At 52.3% G+C, this 19,690-nt stretch carries 18 protein-coding genes; all 18 read right to left on the bottom strand.

What is annotated here, in order from left to right; translation table 11 throughout:
* Positions 1–49 precede the first annotated feature (49 nt).
* The gene (locus ABLV08_RS15575; RefSeq protein ID WP_032713000.1) at positions 50–769 is read right to left on the bottom strand and encodes a glucosamine-6-phosphate deaminase; all 720 of its coding nucleotides are present in this window, start codon (positions 767–769) and stop codon (positions 50–52) included.
* A 49-nt stretch (positions 770–818) separates the two neighbouring features.
* Complete coding sequence (locus tag ABLV08_RS15570; RefSeq protein ID WP_348856014.1) at positions 819–1,985, bottom strand: alpha/beta hydrolase-fold protein; 1,167 nt, start codon at positions 1,983–1,985, stop codon at positions 819–821.
* A 42-nt stretch (positions 1,986–2,027) separates the two neighbouring features.
* Complete coding sequence (locus ABLV08_RS15565; protein ID WP_348856013.1) at positions 2,028–3,662, bottom strand: carbohydrate porin; 1,635 nt, start codon at positions 3,660–3,662, stop codon at positions 2,028–2,030.
* A gap of 110 nt (positions 3,663–3,772) precedes the next feature.
* Positions 3,773–3,973: a hypothetical protein gene (locus ABLV08_RS15560; protein WP_015703913.1), complete on the bottom strand. Its 201-nt coding sequence runs from the start codon at positions 3,971–3,973 to the stop codon at positions 3,773–3,775.
* Positions 3,974–4,139: 166 nt separating this feature from the next.
* Complete coding sequence (gene phoU, locus ABLV08_RS15555) at positions 4,140–4,865, bottom strand: phosphate signaling complex protein PhoU (protein ID WP_004145007.1); 726 nt, start codon at positions 4,863–4,865, stop codon at positions 4,140–4,142.
* Between the two features lie 49 nt (positions 4,866–4,914).
* Positions 4,915–5,688 (bottom strand): phosphate ABC transporter ATP-binding protein PstB, encoded by a 774-nt coding sequence (pstB, locus tag ABLV08_RS15550; RefSeq protein WP_015369015.1) that lies wholly within the window; start codon positions 5,686–5,688, stop codon positions 4,915–4,917.
* A 46-nt stretch (positions 5,689–5,734) separates the two neighbouring features.
* Positions 5,735–6,625, bottom strand: a complete 891-nt coding sequence (gene pstA, locus ABLV08_RS15545) for a phosphate ABC transporter permease PstA (RefSeq protein ID WP_015369014.1) — start codon at positions 6,623–6,625, stop codon at positions 5,735–5,737.
* A complete protein-coding gene (pstC, locus tag ABLV08_RS15540; RefSeq protein ID WP_015703914.1) occupies positions 6,625–7,584 on the bottom strand; it encodes a phosphate ABC transporter permease PstC in 960 nt (319 codons plus the stop codon). The genes pstA and pstC overlap by 1 nt, the downstream gene beginning before the upstream one ends.
* A gap of 125 nt (positions 7,585–7,709) precedes the next feature.
* Positions 7,710–8,750, bottom strand: a complete 1,041-nt coding sequence (gene pstS, locus ABLV08_RS15535; protein ID WP_032712997.1) for a phosphate ABC transporter substrate-binding protein PstS — start codon at positions 8,748–8,750, stop codon at positions 7,710–7,712.
* 226 nt (positions 8,751–8,976) lie between these two features.
* A complete protein-coding gene (locus tag ABLV08_RS15530; protein ID WP_348856012.1) occupies positions 8,977–9,555 on the bottom strand; it encodes a hypothetical protein in 579 nt (192 codons plus the stop codon).
* Complete coding sequence (locus tag ABLV08_RS15525) at positions 9,552–10,517, bottom strand: hypothetical protein (protein WP_348856011.1); 966 nt, start codon at positions 10,515–10,517, stop codon at positions 9,552–9,554. The genes ABLV08_RS15530 and ABLV08_RS15525 overlap by 4 nt, the downstream gene beginning before the upstream one ends.
* Positions 10,518–10,748: 231 nt before the next feature.
* Positions 10,749–12,578, bottom strand: coding sequence for a glutamine--fructose-6-phosphate transaminase (isomerizing) (gene glmS / locus ABLV08_RS15520; RefSeq protein ID WP_047058298.1), 1,830 nt, complete (start codon positions 12,576–12,578; stop codon positions 10,749–10,751).
* A 185-nt stretch (positions 12,579–12,763) separates the two neighbouring features.
* Complete coding sequence (gene glmU, locus ABLV08_RS15515; protein WP_047036359.1) at positions 12,764–14,134, bottom strand: bifunctional UDP-N-acetylglucosamine diphosphorylase/glucosamine-1-phosphate N-acetyltransferase GlmU; 1,371 nt, start codon at positions 14,132–14,134, stop codon at positions 12,764–12,766.
* Positions 14,135–14,837: 703 nt separating this feature from the next.
* A complete protein-coding gene (locus tag ABLV08_RS15510; protein WP_015703917.1) occupies positions 14,838–15,257 on the bottom strand; it encodes a F0F1 ATP synthase subunit epsilon in 420 nt (139 codons plus the stop codon).
* 20 nt (positions 15,258–15,277) lie between these two features.
* The gene (gene atpD / locus ABLV08_RS15505) at positions 15,278–16,660 is read right to left on the bottom strand and encodes a F0F1 ATP synthase subunit beta (RefSeq protein ID WP_015369008.1); all 1,383 of its coding nucleotides are present in this window, start codon (positions 16,658–16,660) and stop codon (positions 15,278–15,280) included.
* Between the two features lie 26 nt (positions 16,661–16,686).
* A complete protein-coding gene (gene atpG / locus ABLV08_RS15500; RefSeq protein ID WP_015369007.1) occupies positions 16,687–17,550 on the bottom strand; it encodes a F0F1 ATP synthase subunit gamma in 864 nt (287 codons plus the stop codon).
* Positions 17,551–17,600: 50 nt separating this feature from the next.
* Complete coding sequence (gene atpA / locus ABLV08_RS15495; RefSeq protein WP_015369006.1) at positions 17,601–19,142, bottom strand: F0F1 ATP synthase subunit alpha; 1,542 nt, start codon at positions 19,140–19,142, stop codon at positions 17,601–17,603.
* A gap of 12 nt (positions 19,143–19,154) precedes the next feature.
* On the bottom strand, positions 19,155–19,688 hold the full coding sequence (gene atpH, locus ABLV08_RS15490; RefSeq protein WP_015369005.1) for a F0F1 ATP synthase subunit delta: 534 nt from the start codon (positions 19,686–19,688) through the stop codon (positions 19,155–19,157).
* Positions 19,689–19,690: the final 2 nt, after the last annotated feature.

The following is a 19,690-nucleotide window of genomic DNA, read 5'->3' as shown; positions in this document are numbered from 1 at the left end:
GGTCGGGCTACGGTTGGTCACAACGGTAGCCCCGCTGGCCAGCGGCTTTTTAGTGCTGCAATTCCGCCGCAGCCGCTTTATCCGCAATAATCACCAACGAAGGGTGCAACTTGAGTACAGAGGCCGGCACCAGTTCGCTGACCGGGCCTTCCACCACCTGCTTTAGCGCTTGCGCCTTTGCCGCGCCGCTGACAATCAGCAGCAGGTTTTTTGCCGCCATCACGCTTTTCGGCCCCATGGTGACATAGCTATCCGGCACCACATTGAAATCGCCCCCCATTTCGCCGTTCGCGACAATGCCAATCAGCTCCCCCTGTATCGGTACTTCGACCGTCTCATCATGAAAACGTGTAGTGTTCGGCAGGTTGCCGCAAAAATGGCCGTCGGCACCCAGCCCCAGCACGACCAGGTCAAGACCGCCGGCCTCTTCGAGGCGGCGATCGTGTTGAGCCGCGTTCTCCAGCGTCAATTTATGGATGTTCTCTTCTTTGATTTGCGCTGGAGTAAAAAACAGCTGGCGCAGGTTGGAAATCGTCACCCCTTCACGCTGCTGGCCGCGAAAAGGTATCTCATCAAAGTTGTAATAGTGAACCCGATCATAGAATGATTTTCCTTTGATGGCGGCCACTAAATGCTCATACATACGCTTCGGCGTACTCCCCGCCGTCACCGCCAGATTCATCCGTCGCGGCACCGTGATATAGCCTAAAAGATGATGGCAGGCGACCAGGCTCATCTCTTCATAATCTTCCGTCACAATCAATTTCATCTCATCTTCCTTTACTGGTTGAGACAGGGGGCGCCATGCCCCCTGACGGTTATTTAAAGAGCTTTTGCACAAACTCGGCATAGGCCGGACGCCAGACGTCCATTTCATGGTTCAGGCCGGGATAAGAGTGGTAATCAAATTTGATCTTCTGCTTTTCCAGTTCACTTTTCAGGCCGGCAATATCTTTGCCAGTGACGGAGTCTTTTTCGCCAACCACCAGCGTAAAGTTACGCAGTTGCTTATTGATGGCGTCAGGGTTATTCAACTGCGCCTCCACCCCAGCATCGGGAACCGTGGTTGTCGTAACCCCGCTAAAGGTGGCAAGCCAACCGAAATTCTCAAGATGATTCATCCCGGACACCAGCGCCTGATAACCGCCCTGTGACAGCCCCGCCAGCGCCCGGCCGTCGGCATCTTTACGCACGTTAAATCGGGAATCGATCAGCGGAATGATGTCATGCATCAATTCGTTGTCTGCGGCTTTCGCATTCAGTGGATAGAAGTTTTTACGCCGCTCCTGCGGCGGGAAGTTTTCCGCGATCGCTTGAGGAATATCGGTTTCGGTATCCGGCACCACCACCAGCATCGGCTTGATTTTGCCCTCCGCCAGCAGGTTATCCATCATTTGCGGGATGCGTCCCTGGTCGATGGCCGACAGACCGCTATCACCAAAACCGTGGTAGAAATAGAGCACCGGCAAAGGCTCGCCGCTGCCGTTATAGCCCGGTGGCGTCCAGACATAGACGCGGCGTTCTGACTTAAGCGCCGTCGAATGGTAGGTGACGGTACGCAGATCGCCGTGCGGGACCGCCCGATCGTCAAGAATGCTGCCGGGCACCAGGATCAGGCTGGTATTCACCTGGCGCTGCGGCTTCTGATAACGGCTGCCGGTATCGACGGAACGAAAACCGTCAACATCAAAGTAGTACTCATAAAGATTGGCGGCCAGGCGATAGCTTTTCCACGTCCATACGCCCTGGCTGTCTTTGGTCATGTCATGAGAGACAAAGGTATCCGGCGTCGACCCCGTGACGACGGAAACGCGCCTGGCATCGGGGGCAAATAACCGGAAAGTCACGCTGTTATCCGTATTCACCTGAGTAATATATTGGCTAACTGGAATGGCGGCATCAGGCACCGTCGGCAGTGGTGCGGCGTGTGCCGTAAATGTGGCGCCAGCCAGCGCCAGGGTGAAGTAGATTGCATGTCGTTTCATCTTGATTCCTTTTTACGTTTTTATGAGCAGGCGCTTGCGGCCTTACCACCAAATTTCGGCCTGCGCGCCGAGTGCGAATTGGTCGTTCTTGCCATCTTCAAAAACCGCGGTGGTATTGTTAGCGGCCTTATCCAGGTCGATATCTTCGGCTTTAATATAAGTCGCATAAAAACGGATTTCCGGGCGCGAGGTCAGCATACTGGTATTAACTTTGAAGGTATGGAATAAGGTGGTCTTATAACCGGATTCGTTATATTTCTTTCCCGTCACATCTTTGTTCTGCTGTTTGAAGTAGCCCAACTCAACGCCGGTCTGATTATATTTATTCCAGATATATGCCGGGCGAACCACGGCGCGAATAGATTCAAAATCTGAATGGGCGCCGGTTTCGTAGCTATAGACGTCATTACCAAATGAGTAGACGATTGCATTCGCCATAATGACATCATCACGCAAATAGGTTTCCCCCTGCGAGGTTAAGCGCACGGCGGTGCCGTTGGTATGATCGCCATAATAGCGCCCATTGTTGGTGGTATACGGGCTCGAACCGGCATAGCGCGAGAAGCTGCTGGCAATGGAGTTGTTCGCCAGTAATAATGAAAATTCGTTAAAGCCGCCGTTATCAAATTTCTGCGTTAACGAGGTTCCCACCATCCAGGTATCTTTCCATTGGTAGTAACCTTCATTCCCCTCTTTATATTTCTCTGATGAGCTTTGATTGGCGGCGACATAGCGCCCGCTGACCATCAGCGAGGCTTTGTCCCACAGCGGAATATCTTTGTAACGCACATCCAGGGTATTGGTATTAATTTGCTGCTTATTAGTCAAAGAGCGGTCGTAATCATCAATATCTTCGCGCACCAGCGCGATATCAAATTTACCGGCGCCCACTTTCCAGTTTTCAAGCCCTACGCCAGCTGCCGCATCGGTTCTTTGTGTTTTCCAGTCCAGCATCTGGATCTCGATTTTCGGCGCACCGTGCTTACCGACCCAAAAATCCGCTTCCTGGGCAAACGGCAAAAAGCCTTTGGTGTTGACGTACATATCCGAGAACTGAAGGTAGTTTTCGCCGCCGGCGTTGTCGCCAAACCAGCCAGCAGAATATTGCTGACCCACGTTGCCATCGAGCATCACGATGGCGTCCACACGTTTGTCGCCTTCCTGAAAAACGCGCTGTTTAAGCTGTAAATCAAACCAGCCGGAATACTCGTTACCCAAACGGCCAAGCGAGCCGATGGCCCACGATTTTGGCGAGCCGTGCGAGGCAGTTCCCCAGCCAGAACGGTAATAGCCGTTATAGCTAAAGCCAATTTCATCTTTCACGAATTTACTAAAATCTTTCAGCGTCATGGCGCTATAGGCTGGCTCACCGCCCTGCGCCGGCTGTTCATTTTTGACCAGTACCGCGTCTGGCTTAACGGCCGCTTGGGTCGCCGTAGGCGCTTTCGCACTCTGGCTCTTCTGGCTATTTACCGGTTGCGACCAGGCGGCCCAAACCTGGTTTCTTTTTTTCTCCTGATCCTGATATTTCTTGAGTTCTTTTTGCGTGTCCTGAAGCGCTTTTTCCAGAAGCTCCAATCGTTGTTCAACCGTAAGCTGTCCGGCAATAAGATTTGTTGAATAACAAAGCGGCGCCAGCAAAACCATCGCCGAAGCGATCATATTTCTTCTAATCATAATAATCCCTTATATAAGCATTGGCGTAAATGAAACACGTAACGAATAAATAGCGTTATGTTTTTAATAAACTGCATTAATACCATTCCACGTAACTGCAGCTTTTATTTTCATGCCGAATAAGTGGCAAAAAAAAACCTGAAGGAGACCATCTGCATTAACAGATAATCCTCTTCAGGTTTTGCCCGCTCATTGCGGTAGCAACCCTTATCAGCAAACCATTCAGCGTCTAAAACAAAAAAACCTGACATCGCCGTCTGGGGCAATATCAGGTTTTGCCTGCTGTCGCAGTAACAATCCATTTTAACCATCTGAGCTTCAGCGCTCAGTCAGTGAGAAGGATTGTTACGCGAGAAAATTTAAAACTCAAATAGCCAGAGTATTAATTGTGACGATAATCGCAGCAATATTTCAGAGATGCGCAAAATCATAGTCGATTCTGATAATTTCCTTTACCAGAATCGGCCACCATGATTTTTACTCTTTCGGATCTTTACCCGCGAGTAGTTTATCCAGTTCGTCGCCGCCTACGTGACGGAAATCCTGGCCTTTAACGAAGTAGAAAATATATTCGCAGATATTCTGGCAGCGATCGCCGATACGCTCGATGGAGCGCGCGCAGAACAGCGCGGTCAGAACGCTAGGAATAGTACGTGAATCTTCCATCATATAGGTCATCAGTTGACGCACGATGCCTTCATATTCCTGATCGACTTTCTTGTCTTCGCGATAGATACGTACCGCTTCATCAAGATCCATACGCGCAAAGGCATCCAGCACATCATGCAGCATCTGTACGGTATGGCGGCCTAGCGACTCCAGGCTCACCAGCAGCGGCTGGTGCTGCTGGGAAAACTTCTCCAGCGCGGTGCGGCAGATTTTATCCGCCACGTCGCCAATACGTTCCAGCTCGGCGATAGTCTTGATGATCGCCATCACCAGTCGCAGGTCGCTGGCGGTCGGCTGACGTTTAGCGATGATGCGCACGCAGGCCTCGTCGATCGCCACTTCCATCATATTGACCTGCTTGTCGCCATCGATTACGCGCTTCGCCAGATCGCTGTCCTGATTGTGCATCGCGGTGATCGCATCAGAAAGCTGTTGCTCCACCAGCCCACCCATGGTCATTACCTGGGTGCGAATGTACTCCAGTTCGGCGTTGAACTGGCCGGAAATATGTTTATTAAGATTTAAGTTATCCATGATGTCTCCTGATTGCCCATCGGGTTAGCACCTGAAAGCAGAAGGGCAATCAACCGTAGCGGCCAGTAATATAATCTTCAGTTTGCTTCTTAGCGGGCTTGGTAAACAGATCGTCCGTGTTGCTGAATTCAATCAGCTCGCCGAGATACATAAATGCCGTATGGTCGGAACAACGCGCAGCCTGCTGCATGTTGTGGGTAACGATAACGACGGTGTAATCCTGCTTCAGCTCGGTGATAAGTTCCTCGATGCGCCCGGTGGAGATCGGGTCCAGCGCTGAGCAAGGTTCATCGAGCAGCAGCACTTCCGGGCGAATCGCGATACCGCGGGCGATACACAGACGCTGCTGCTGACCACCGGAGAGAGAATACCCGCTCTGGTGCAGTTTATCTTTGGTTTCATTCCATAATGCGGCTTTGGTCAACGCCCACTGTACGCGCTCGTCCATATCGGCGCGCGACAGCTTCTCGAACAGACGCACGCCGAAGGCGATGTTGTCGTAGATAGACATCGGGAACGGAGTCGGCTTCTGGAATACCATCCCTACTTTCGCGCGCAGCAGCGCGATATCCTGGGTATTGGTGAGAATATTGTCGCCATCCAGCAGAATTTCGCCTTCTGCACGCTGCTCCGGGTACAGCTCAAACATCTTGTTGAACGTACGCAGCAGAGTGGATTTACCGCAGCCTGACGGGCCGATAAACGCCGTCACCTGGTTCTTAGCGATATCCAGGTTTATGTTCTTCAGGGCATGGAATTTGCCGTAGTAGAAGTTCAGGTCACGAACTGAAATTTTACCCGGATTCGCGTTCACCATACTCATCTCAATCTCTTCCTCATTCGGCGCCGCTTAAGCCGCGCCGCAAAAATTAACCGTGTTTCTTCTTCGCGAAGACAACGCGCGCCAGAATATTCAGCAGCAAGACGCACAGGGTGATAATCAATACCCCGGCCCATGCCAGTTGCTGCCATTCCGCGAACGGACTCATGGCAAATTTAAAAATGGTCACCGGCAGGTTGGCGATCGGCTGCATCATATCGGTGCTCCAGAACTGGTTGGAGAGCGCGGTGAACAGCAGCGGCGCCGTCTCCCCGGCGATACGGGCAATGGCCAGCAGGATACCGGTCATAATGCCGGATACCGACGCCTTAAGGGTGATCGCGGAAATCATCTTCCATTTCGGCGTCCCCAGCGCATAGGCTGCTTCACGCAGGCTATCCGGCACCAGCTTCAGCATGTTTTCAGTGGTACGAATCACGATTGGCACCTGCAGCAGCGCCAGCGCGATAACGCCCGCCCAGCCGGAGAAGTGCTGCATCTGCGCCACCACGATGGTGTAGACGAACAGCCCCACGACGATAGATGGCGCGGAAAGCAGAATATCGTTAATAAAGCGGATGATTTCCGCCAGTACCGACTTTCTGCCGTACTCCGCCAGATAGATACCGGCCATGATGCCAAGCGGCGTACCAAAAACGGTCGCCCACAGGATCAGCAGGCCGCTACCCGCCAGGGCGTTCGCCAGACCGCCGCCCGCGGTATTCGGCGGCGGCGTCATTTCGGTAAACAGCGCCAGACTCATGCCGTCGATGCCACGCGTAATGGTCGACATCAGGATCCAGATAAGCCAGAAGAGGCCAAACGCCATGGTCGCCATCGACAGGGTCAGGGCGATGCGGTTCTTCAGGCGGCGCTTAGCCTGCATCTTGCGACGGGATTCCGCCAGCGCGGCGGTGGTTTGCAATTCGATCGTTGCCATTAGCGTGCCCCCTCGTTCTTAGCGAGACGCATAATCATGAACTTCGACGCGGCCAGAACGATAAAGGTGATAACGAACAGGATCAGACCCAGTTCCATCAGCGCCGCTACGTGCAGGCCGCTTTCCGCTTCCGCGAATTCATTGGCCAGCGCCGAGGTAATACTGTTGCCCGGCATATACAGTGAAGCGCTGTCGAGCTGATAGGTGTTACCGATAATAAAGGTGACGGCCATGGTTTCACCCAGCGCGCGGCCCAGGCCGAGCATGACGCCGCCAATCACCCCGTTTTTGGTGAACGGCAGCACGATGCGCCAAATTACCTCCCACGTGGTGCAGCCGATCCCATATGCGGACTCTTTCATCATCACCGGCGTCTGCTCGAAGACGTCACGCATTACGGCGGCGATATAAGGAATGATCATGATGGCCAGAATGACGCCGGCCGCCAGGATGCCGATACCGAACGCCGGGCCGGCAAACAGCGCGCCGACAAACGGGATCGTCGAAAGGACGTTGCCGACTGGTTCCTGGAAGTAAGTCGCAAACAGCGGAGCAAAAATAAACAGGCCCCACATGCCGTATACGATACTCGGGATCGCCGCCAGCAGCTCAATAGCGATACCCAGCGGGCGTTTTAGCCAGGCCGGGGAGAGTTCAGTCAGGAACAGCGCGATGCCGAAGCTCACCGGAACGGCGATCAACAACGCGATAATTGAGGTAACCAGAGTCCCGTAAATCGGTACCAGCGCACCGAAGATTTCATTCGGCGCATCCCACTCTTTGGTCCACAAAAAGGAAAAGCCAAATTTCTGAATACTTGGCCATGAAGAGATGATGAGGGAAACGATGATGCCACCCAGCATCAATAGCACAATCAGCGCAGCCAGTTTCACCAGCGCGCTGAAGATCATGTCACCCTTTTTCCCCGGAGGGTTGAATGCCGGCTTGGTTGCAGCCATAGGTTACTCTTTAAGTTCGGGCCCAAAAAGCCAGCATTTTACTGAGCTTACGGGCAAAGGTAATGCTATACCCGAAATAATTCGAGCTGCAGGAAGCTAGCCGGCAGCTCGACATTCCGCGGGTATTAGTACAGCGCTTTACCGCTGCTGTCTTTCACGTTGGTTTTCCATGCGGCGCGAACCTGCTCAACCACGCTGTCCGGCAGGCTGGCGTAATCCAGCGCATTCGCTTCTTTGCCGCCGTTTTTATATGCCCAGTCGAAGAACTTCAGCACTTCCGCGGTATTCTCCGGCTTATTGGAGGCCTTGTGGACGAGGATGAAAGTGGTTGAGGTGATCGGCCATGCATTTTCACCTTTCTGGTTAGTCAGGTCCTGAGCGAAGGACTTGCTCCAGTCGATACCTTTCGCCGCATTAGCGAAGTTATCTTCCGTCGGGCTGACCGGTTTGCCGTCAGCGGACAGCAGTTTGGTGTAGGCCAGGTTATTCTGCTTAGCGTAAGCATACTCGACGTAGCCGATAGCGCCCGGCAGACGCTGAACGAAGGCTGCGATCCCGTCGTTGCCTTTACCGCCCAGGCCGGTTGGCCAGTTTACGGTAGAGCCTGAGCCAATTTTAGATTTCCACTCTTCGTTCACTTTCGCCAGATAGCTGGTGAAGACGAAGGAAGTACCGGAACCATCCGCGCGGCGAACCACTGCGATGTTCTGAGCCGGCAGTTTCAGGCCAGGGTTGAGTTTAGCGATCGCTTCGTCATCCCATTTTTTGATTTTGCCCAGATAGATGTCGCCGAGGGTTTTACCATCGAGCACCAGCTCGCCGGATTTAACGCCCGGCAGGTTAACCGCCAGTACCACGCCGCCGATGACGGTCGGGAACTGGAACAGGCCTTCCTGCGCCAGTTTGTCATCAGCCAGAGGAGCATCAGAAGCACCGAAATCCACGGTGTTGGCAATAATCTGTTTAACGCCGCCAGAGGAACCGATACCCTGGTAGTTAACTTTATTGCCCGTTTCTTTCTGATAGGTATCAGCCCATTTGGCATACACCGGAGCAGGGAAAGTTGCACCTGCGCCAGTCAGGCTTGCTGCTGCGAAAGCAGAGAAAGCGCTCATCGATAAGGTCGCGGCGACAACTGTTGCGACGGTGGTACGCATAACGTTCATAATGTCTCCTGCTGGGATTCGTAAACCGTTGTTTCGAAGCTATGGTGAGCAAAATAGGACAAACAGGTGACAGTAAAATGTACGAATTATGACAGTTTTATGACACACCAGGAGAAAGTAAGAAAACCTAAAATAAAATTAATAATATCAATTAATTACATTTTTATCTTTTGGTCATATGACAGGAAGATTTGGCTTTTATTACATCATTATGGATAGCGTAAAATCATCTGGCAACGTTGAGATGTTGGGCAACCATAGCAAGCCTGATCGTACGGCGATAAAGCGTAAACAGTGTAAAAGCCGTTCCATTCATCAATCTACGGCCTAACCAGAGTACGGCTATCTCACACATAAAAAGAATGACCTTATTGGCAGCAATAGCTTCATCTTCGATGACGGCAAGCGCCAGGACTAGACAAAAAATAAACAAATTGGCGAGATATAGGTACATAAAAATACGTAATCCAACAGCATGACCTCGACCTACTAACCCTGCAGCTAAGCTGGTTATAACAATAACCCCTAATAGCAGCGGAAAGTAGAAAGCCAGAAAACGGGGCGGAGTAAGTTGGAGACTCTGCAATATAAAAGCCGCATTAACTGAAAAAATAACAATTAATATCAAATAAATACAAGCAGGAACTAGCGGAGAAGGTGATAAGCGTTGCCCATGAGACAAACTCATCATATCTGTTGTTGTATGCTGCGCGATCTCATCTCTATCTCTTCGCTTGATAAGTTGATCGATTTCCACACCATGCTTGAGAAGCGCTAAGAAATTATTACCACATAAGTTTTTCATTTTAGAATCGCAAACGATTGAATTGTCCCTATTACGTAATCACCAGTTTTTTTAAGGCTCCCAGGTGAACCAATGACTCCACTCACCGCACTTCCCGAAAAAGCAGTCATACTCGATAATGCACTAATGAGTTGTTTTTTAAGCTCTTTCTGGATCGGCTCAATAGGGTAACGTTTAGGATAAACTCCAGCCCGAATCAATGCTTTTATTTCTTTATTAGAAATACCCGGATTTTGTGTTTTTATAATTAACTCGGTTAAACGAGCCCGATCCTGCCTCGGCCATGCTTTAAGCCACTTTTTGGCTTCTAAAGAAGAAATCGCTTTCATACTTTTATAAGTTTTTAAAACATCAAGCAATGCACCAGCAGCAGAAGCAAGAGAGATGACATCCAACGCCGTTGACGTTGATGTATACCAATCTTCCGAATCCAACCAACCTGTTAACGCAGAATTATTGAACTCAATATCCCATAGCCTTATCACACCATTGATACATTGCGCAGTTGTTGCCACCGCACCTGCATACCCTAATATCGCAAATGCGCTTGATGCACCAGCAGTAACTGCAGTAGCACCAGTACCGATAATAAAAACACCCGCAGTTAACAGAGCACCGCCACAAGATAGTGCTGTTGACGATATTTCCGAACTTAATGACGGCTCAGATATAGATTTCTTAATACTTTGCTCAGAAGAGTATGTATCTCTACGATTAAGTTTTGTGACTATTACATGGGTTATCTGATTTCGCGATGGGTTAGCATAACAACGGGAAGCCCGGACGAGATAACTCATTCTTCCATCATTAAATATGATACCTACTTGATTAAAATCACGGGTGCAATCTAATGCAGAACCTAGAGCGCGGAAATCAAAGTCAGAGCCAGATGTATTACCCATCCAGCGAGAAAAGTCATAATTTAATAACTTATTTTCTGAATTAGAGAAGAGAGAACTCATAGCATTCCTTGCATTGGCTTTTAGTATAAAAACTATACGACACACTCGCGTATGTAAACACTTCCTATAAGAAAACAGAGAAAAAACAAGAAAACAGGACAATTCCTATTTTGTGAATAGTATTAAAATAAAATCAAAAATAGACTGTGACAATATAAAAAATCCGGCATCCCTTTGCAGAAATACCGGATTATAGCGTCACTCACAAGAGTGTCGGTCCGTACAGCCTGATTACTCTACGGTCACCGATTTCGCCAGGTTACGCGGCTGGTCAACGTCGGTGCCTTTGATCAGCGCAACGTGATAAGCCAGCAGCTGCAGCGGCACGGTGTAGAAGATCGGCGCAATCACCTCTTCGACATGTGGCATCTCGATGATGTGCATGTTGTCGCTGCCGCTGAAACCGGCGTCTCCATCGGCGAAGACGTACAGTTCACCGCCGCGGGCGCGAACTTCTTCAATATTGGATTTCAGTTTTTCCAACAGTTCGTTGTTCGGCGCCACAACGATGACCGGCATTTCGGCATCAATCAGCGCCAGCGGGCCGTGTTTCAGCTCGCCCGCCGCATAAGCTTCAGCATGAATGTAGGAGATCTCTTTCAGCTTCAGCGCCCCTTCCAGCGCGATCGGGAACTGATCGCCGCGGCCAAGGAACAGCGCGTGATGCTTATCGGAGAAACGTTCCGCCAGCTGTTCGATGCGCTTATCCTGCGACAGCATCTGCTCGATACGGTTCGGCAGCGCCTGCAGGCCATGCACGATATCCTGCTCGATAGCCGCATCCTGGCCCTTGAGACGCGCCAGTTTCGCCACCAGCATCAACAGCACGGTCAGCTGAGTGGTAAAGGCTTTGGTCGATGCCACGCCGATTTCGGTACCGGCTTTGGTCATCAACGCCAGGTCAGACTCGCGCACCAGCGAGGAGCCCGGAACGTTGCAGATAGCCAACGACCCCAGATAGCCAAGCTCTTTAGAGAGACGCAGCGCCGCCAGGGTATCCGCCGTCTCACCGGACTGGGAGAGGGTGATCATCAGGCTGTTGCGACGCACCGCGGATTTGCGGTAGCGGAATTCCGAAGCAATCTCGACATCACACGGCACACCGGCTAACGCTTCGAACCAGTAACGGGAGACCATCCCGGAGTTATACGAGGTTCCGCAGGCAACAATCTGGATATGCTCAACCTGCGACAGCAGCGCGTTGGCATTCGGCCCCAGCTCGCTGAGATCGACCTCGCCATGGCTGATGCGCCCGGTCAGGGTGTTCTTAATCGCGTTCGGCTGCTCGTAAATCTCTTTCTGCATATAGTGGCGATAAATCCCCTTATCACCGGCGTCATACTGCAGATTAGATTCGATCTCCTGGCGATTCACTTCCGCGCCGGATTTATCGAAAATCACCACCGTACGACGGGTAACTTCGGCAATATCGCCCTCTTCGAGGAAGATAAAGCGGCGGGTCACCGGCAGCAGCGCCAGCTGGTCAGAAGCGATAAAGTTTTCGCCCATGCCCAGGCCAATAACCAGCGGGCTGCCTGAGCGTGCCGCCAGCAGCGTCCCCGGATCGCGGGTATCCATGATCACCGTACCATAGGCGCCACGCAGCTGCGGGATTGCACGCAGTACGGCTTCACGCAAAGTGCCGCCCTGTTCCAGCTCCCAGTGCACCAGATGCGCGATAACTTCGGTATCGGTTTCAGAGACGAAGACATAACCGCGAGACTGCAGCAGGGCGCGCAGCGGCTCATGGTTCTCGATGATCCCGTTATGGACCACCGCAATATGTTCAGAAACATGCGGATGCGCATTGCTCTCAGACGGCTCGCCGTGCGTCGCCCAGCGGGTATGGGCAATCCCGGTACCGCCGTGTAACGGTTGCTCTTCTACCGCCTGAGCCAGCATCTGAACTTTACCGAGACGACGAACGCGGGTCATATGACCTTCGTTATCGACCACAGCCAGACCGGCAGAGTCATAGCCACGGTATTCCAGACGACGTAAACCTTCGAGAAGGATTTCAGCAATATCACGCTGCGCGACTGCGCCAACAATTCCACACATAGTTAAATTTCCTGATAATGGCGATATGCCATGCGTTGTCGCTGACCTGTATTTGCCCTTTACGGGCGCCCCGAGCCTTGTAGAGAGTGGGGTTATTTTTATGGTACTGCCTGCGGACGGGGACCTATATTGATCCTCTCATCCTGGTTTGCCGGGCGATCTCTCACCCGGCGACAATCTAATCACTACTTTTTCTTCACCGGTCGCTGCCAGCCCTGTTTGTGGACCTGCGGCACGCGACTTAGCACCAGTTCGTTGTCAGCTATATTACGCGTGACGGTGGTGCCCGCGGCAATCGTCACGCCATTACCGACGCTGACCGGCGCGACCAGTTGCGTATCAGAACCGACAAACACATCATCGCCGATGATCGTTTTATGCTTATTTGCGCCATCATAGTTACAGGTGATAGTACCCGCGCCGATATTAACGTTGTCGCCAATTTCAGCATCGCCGAGGTAGGAGAGATGACCTGCCTTCGAACCTTTGCCCAGACGCGCTTTCTTCATTTCGACAAAGTTGCCGACGTGAGCGCCTTCCAGCAGCTCAGCCCCCGGACGCAGACGTGCAAACGGGCCGATGGTGCAGGCGGCCTGCAGCTGCGCATCTTCAACCACGCTATACGGGCTGATTTCGCAGTCGTCACCGATGACGCTGTCTTTGATGACGCAGCCGGCGCCGATCTTCACGCGATCGCCCAGCACGACATGACCTTGCAGAATAACGTTAGTATCAATTTCGACATCGCGCCCGTGTTTCAGCACGCCGCGCAGATCGAAACGCGCCGGATCGCGCAGCATCACGCCCGCCAACAGCAGTTTTTCCGCCTGCTCTGACTGATACACTCTTTCCAGACGCGCAAGTTGCAGGCGATTGTTCACCCCTTCAACTTCGCTCAGGCGCTGAGGATGCACCGCAACGATCTCATGACCTTCCTGATGGGCCATCGCGATAATATCGGTGATGTAGTATTCGCCCTGGGCGTTATTGTTGGTGAGCTTCGCCAGCCAGCGTTTCAGGTCCGCGCCGTTAGCAACCAGAATCCCGGTATTGATTTCCTGAATCTGGCGCTGAGCTTCGCTGGCGTCTTTATGCTCAACGATACCTGTCACCTGGCCATTTTCACGCGTGATGCGCCCATAACCGGTTGGATCATCCAGCTTCACCGTCAACAGGCCAATGCCGCCCTGCGGTTTTGCGGCGCGCAGGCGCTGTAGCGTTTCAACCGAAATCAGCGGCACATCGCCATAGAGCATCAAGATATCTTCATCATCACTGAAGAACGGCGCCGCCTGCTGCATCGCATGGCCGGTACCGAGCTGCTCTGCTTGCAGCACCCAGTTGAGGTTATCTTCATGCAGCGTTTGACGCAGCAGATCGCCGCCGTGGCCGTACACCAGGTGTACCGCGGCAGCGCCTAAATCTTTAGCCGCATCAATGACGTGCTGAACCATTGGCTTCCCGGCCAGAGTATGCAGCACCTTAGGAAGATCGGAATACATGCGGGTCCCTTTGCCTGCGGCAAGGATAACCACGCTCATCGCACTGTTTGACATACGCATCCTGACAGCTGTTAGAACGAAAAGTAAAAGCCTTTCACGTTGAAATTGCTACATATTTTTCATCATGAAACGAGACGCGGAGAAAACGTCCAGGCTCAATGCTATACACCATTTTAGGGCGCTATTTTTAACCATCGTAAAACAGTTTAACGCTGAAAAACGATGATAGTGAGGGGAATGGCCTTCTATCTCACTGCTTTTGCTGTTTTTTTGTCACCTGAATAAAGCAGTGTTTACCGTTGTCGCTGATAAACCGTAAGTTTATAACCTGACAGAATTTTAGCCTGTCCCGGGCGGGAAAGGTCAATGAGTTTGGGCTGGAAAGTGGTTAAAGAGAGGCATAAAAAGCAAAGAGGCCACTCTCTGGTGACCTCTTTTCCGTTGTTTCACATCGCATGTGTTGTCGTTTTGATGAGCGATAGTGCGTGAAAGCAGGACGGTAGCGCGGCGATCAGAAGCTCAGGGCGCTAAATTTGGCGATGATTTTGTGGAACAGTTTCATGATGATTTCCAGATTGCAGGTGCGGTTTGACAGTGTTTTTTGTGATTTGCATCACAAAAATCAGTCTACGCTTCATCATTTAACTAATCAATAACAATTAAGGGGGAGTGTGTTTTGTCCGACGTCACCGCTGTCGTATTAAGCATAAAAAAAGCCAGTCTGTTTCCAGACTGGCTTTTAGCTTTCAAGCCGGTGTTACATCGCTTTTTTGGTCAATTCGATAACGCGCAGTTTAGCGATCGCTTTGGCCAGTTCCGCGGACGCCTGAGCGTAATCCACGTCGCCGTGAGAGCTCTTGATGTGCTCTTCCGCTTTACGTTTCGCTTCCAGGGCTCGCGCTTCGTCGAGATCCTGACCACGAATTGCCGTATCGGCCAGAACGATCACGTTGCCCGGTTGCACTTCAAGAATGCCGCCGGACAGATAGATAAACTCTTCGTGACCGAACTGTTTAACGATGCGAATCATACCAGGCTTAATGGCGGTGAGCAGCGGCGCGTGACCCGGGAAAATACCCAGCTCACCTTCGCTACCCGTTACCTGGATTTTCTCGACCAGGCCAGAGAACATCTGTTTCTCTGCGCTGACGACATCCAGGTGGTAAGTCATTGCCATATCACCCTCCGATTAAGGCGTTAAAGTTTTTTGGCTTTTTCCACGGCTTCTTCGATGGAACCGACCATGTAGAACGCCTGCTCCGGCAGGTGATCGTATTCGCCTTCCATGATGCCTTTAAAGCCACGGATGGTGTCTTTCAGCGAAACGTATTTGCCCGGGGAACCGGTAAATACTTCTGCTACGAAGAACGGCTGGGACAGGAAGCGCTGGATCTTACGAGCGCGAGCTACCACCAGTTTATCTTCTTCAGACAGTTCATCCATACCCAGGATGGCGATGATGTCTTTCAGTTCCTGATAACGCTGCAGCAGGGACTGTACGCCACGCGCGGTGTCGTAGTGTTCCTGACCAACAACCAGCGGATCCAGCTGACGGCTGGTGGAATCCAGCGGGTCAACGGCCGGGTAGATACCCAGAGACGCGATCTGACGGCTCAGTACCACGGTTGCGTCAAGGTGCGCAAAGGTGGTTGCTGGGGATGGGTCAGTCAAGTCATCCGCAGGTACGTATACCGCCTGAACGGAGGTGATAGAACCGGTTTTGGTGGAGGTGATACGTTCCTGCAGAACGCCCATCTCTTCCGCCAGAGTCGGCTGATAACCTACCGCTGAAGGCATACGGCCCAGCAGTGCAGATACTTCAGTACCGGCCAGGGTGTAACGATAGATGTTATCGACGAACAGCAGAACGTCACGACCTTCGTCACGGAATTTCTCAGCCATGGTCAGGCCGGTCAGCGCAACGCGCAGACGGTTTCCCGGCGGCTCGTTCATCTGGCCGTAAACCAGGGATACTTTATCCAGAACGTTGGAGTCGGTCATTTCGTGGTAGAAGTCGTTACCCTCACGAGTACGCTCACCAACGCCCGCAAACACGGAGTAACCGGAGTGCTCGATCGCGATGTTACGAATCAGCTCCATCATGTTTACGGTTTTACCTACACCCGCACCACCGAACAGACCAACTTTACCGCCCTTAGCGAACGGACACATCAAGTCGATAACTTTGATGCCGGTTTCCAGCAGTTCCTGAGAGCTGGACAGCTCTTCATAGGAAGGCGCCGCGCGGTGGATAGCCCAACGTTCTTCTTCGCCGATGTCGCCTTTCATGTCGATCGGCTGACCCAGGACGTTCATGATACGGCCCAGAGTCGCTTTACCTACCGGGACTTCGATCGGGTGCTCGAGGTCTTTAACTTCCAGACCACGACGCAGACCGTCGGAAGAACCCATGGCGATAGCACGAACTACGCCACCGCCGAGCTGCTGCTGAACTTCCAGCACCAGGCTCTCATTACCATTCTGTACCTCAAGGGCATCGTACACGCGTGGTACGGCATCCTGAGGGAACTCGACGTCGACCACGGCGCCGATTACCTGGACAATCTTTCCAGTAGCCATCTTAAATCCTCTACGAAATAACCTGGTTAAACCGCGGCGGCCCCCGAGACGATCTCGGTGAGTTCCTGAGTAATGCTGGCCTGACGAGCTTTGTTGTATACCAACTGCAGCTCTTTAATCAGGCTGCCGCCATTATCGGTCGCGGCTTTCATCGCCACCATACGGGCGGCCTGCTCGCTGGCCAGGTTTTCTACCACGCCCTGATAAACCTGAGACTCCACATAACGACGCAGGAGGGTATCCAGCAGCGCTTTCGGATCGGGCTCATACAGGTAATCCCAGGACTTACGTTTCAGATCATCATCTTCTGAAGCCGGTAACGGCAGCAGCTGAGTGATGGTCGGAGCCTGAGACATGGTGTTAATAAATTTGTTGCTGACAACGTAAAGCTTGTCCAGACGGCCTTCATCGTAGGCCTGCAACATCACTTTTACCGGGCCGATCAGTTCGGACAGGGACGGGTTATCACCCATACCGGTCACCTGGGCCACAATATTGCCGCCCACGGAGTTAAAGAAAGACACGCCTTTAGAGCCGATCATTGCGAGGTCGCACTGAACGCCTTTATCGGACCATGCTTTCATATCCGCCAGCAGTTTTTTGAACAGGTTAATGTTCAAGCCACCGCACAGACCACGGTCGGTCGACACCACCAGGTAGCCCACGCGTTTAACGTCGCGTTCTTCCAGGTATGGGTGCTTATATTCCAGATTACCGTTCGCAAGGTGACCAATCACTTTGCGCATAGTATCTGCATATGGACGGCTGGCCGCCATGCGATCCTGCGTTTTACGCATTTTGGAGGCGGCGACCATCTCCATCGCTTTGGTGATCTTTTGCGTGTTCTGGACGCTTGCGATCTTACTACGTATCTCTTTTGCGCCGGCCATGAGCTTCTCCTCAATGCCTTGCGGCCTGCCCTAAGGCAAGCCGCCAGACTTTACCAGGACTGGGTTGCTTTGAAGGAGTCGAGGATGCCTTTCAGCTTGCCTTCGATCTCGTCGTTATAGCCACCGGTCTGGTTAATCTCTTGCATCAGCGGAGCGTGGTCACGGTCAACGTAAGCCAGCAGAGCGGCTTCGAAGCTACCGATTTTCGCCAGTTCCACATCTTCGAGGTAACCGCGTTCAGCAGCGAACAGTACCAGGCCCTGCTGTGCTACAGACATAGGGGCATACTGTTTCTGTTTCAGCAGTTCGGTCACTTTCTGACCGTGGCTCAGCTGCTTACGAGTCGCTTCGTCCAGATCGGATGCGAACTGAGAGAACGCAGCCAGTTCACGATACTGCGCCAGCGCGGTACGGATACCACCGGACAGTTTCTTGATGATCTTGGTCTGAGCAGCACCACCAACACGGGATACGGAGATACCCGGGTTAACCGCCGGACGAATACCGGAGTTGAACAGGTTGGTTTCCAGGAAGATCTGACCATCGGTAATGGAAATTACGTTGGTCGGAACGAATGCGGAAACGTCACCCGCTTGCGTCTCGATAATCGGCAGCGCAGTCAGGGAGCCGGTTTTACCTTTAACTTCACCATTGGTGAACTTCTCAACGTATTCCGCGTTAACGCGGGATGCGCGCTCCAGCAGACGGGAGTGGAGGTAGAACACGTCGCCCGGGAATGCTTCACGTCCTGGCGGACGACGGAGCAGCAGGGAAACCTGACGGTAAGCAACAGCCTGTTTAGACAGGTCATCGTAAACGATCAGCGCATCTTCACCGCGGTCGCGGAAGTATTCGCCCATTGCGCAACCGGCATACGGCGCCAGGTATTGCAGCGCAGCAGATTCAGAAGCGGTCGCCACAACAACGATAGTGTTGGACAGCGCGCCGTGCTCTTCCAGTTTACGCACCACGTTAGAGATGGTGGACGCTTTCTGGCCGATAGCTACGTATACGCATTTGATGCCGGAATCACGCTGGTTGATGATCGCATCGATTGCCATCGCGGTTTTACCGGTCTGACGGTCACCGATGATCAGCTCACGCTGGCCACGGCCGATTGGAATCATGGCATCAACAGATTTGTAACCGGTCTGTACCGGCTGGTCTACGGATTGACGATCGATAACGCCCGGAGCGATAACTTCGATTGGCGAGAAACCATCGTGCTCAACAGGACCTTTACCGTCAATTGGCGCACCCAGGGTGTTCACTACGCGGCCTAACAGACCACGACCGACCGGAACTTCCAGAATACGGCCAGTACACTTAACCTTCATGCCTTCGGCGAGGTCAGCATACGGACCCATCACAACCGCACCAACGGAGTCGCGCTCCAGGTTCAGTGCGATAGCGTAACGGTTACCCGGCAGGGAGATCATTTCACCCTGCATACAATCGGCCAGGCCGTGGATGCGGATAACACCGTCACTTACAGAAACAATAGTACCTTCGTTGTGAGCTTCACTCACAACATTGAACTGAGCAATGCGCTGCTTGATCAGTTCGCTGATTTCGGTGGAATTCAGTTGCATGCTCCAGTCCCCTTAAGACTGCAAGACGTCTGCCAGGCGATCAAGACGGCCGCGTACGCTACCATCAATGACCATATCACCCGAACGGATGATAACTCCTGCCATAACAGACTTATCGATTTTGCAATTCAGCTTAACTTTGCGTGACAGACGCTTTTCCATCGCGCCGGAGATCTTCGCAAGCTGTTCTTCACTCAGTTGGTTGGCAGAAATAACATCTACCTCTGCGATGGCCTCGCTGGCCGCACGCAGGTGAATGAACTGCTCAAGAACATCCGGGAGCACCTTCAAACGACCATTTTCAGCCATCACCCGAATCAGGTTCTGACCATTTTCGTCGAGTTGCTCGCCGCAGATAGCGATAAACGCATCTGAGAGCGTTTCCGGCGCCAGGGCACCGGAGAGAAGCTCTGCCATTTGTTCGTTTTTAGTCACTTCAGCGGCAAACGCCAGCATATCCTGCCAGCGTTCAACACTTTTGTGTTCGACGGCAAAGTCAAAAGCTGCTTTGGCGTAGGGGCGAGCTACCGTTACAAATTCAGACATCA

The sequence above is a fragment of the Klebsiella sp. CN_Kp088 genome (assembly GCF_040064335.1).
GTDB lineage: Bacteria > Pseudomonadota > Gammaproteobacteria > Enterobacterales > Enterobacteriaceae > Klebsiella > Klebsiella aerogenes.
Note: the sequence above shows the minus strand (reverse complement) of the source record. Positions and strands in the feature narration are given on the sequence as shown.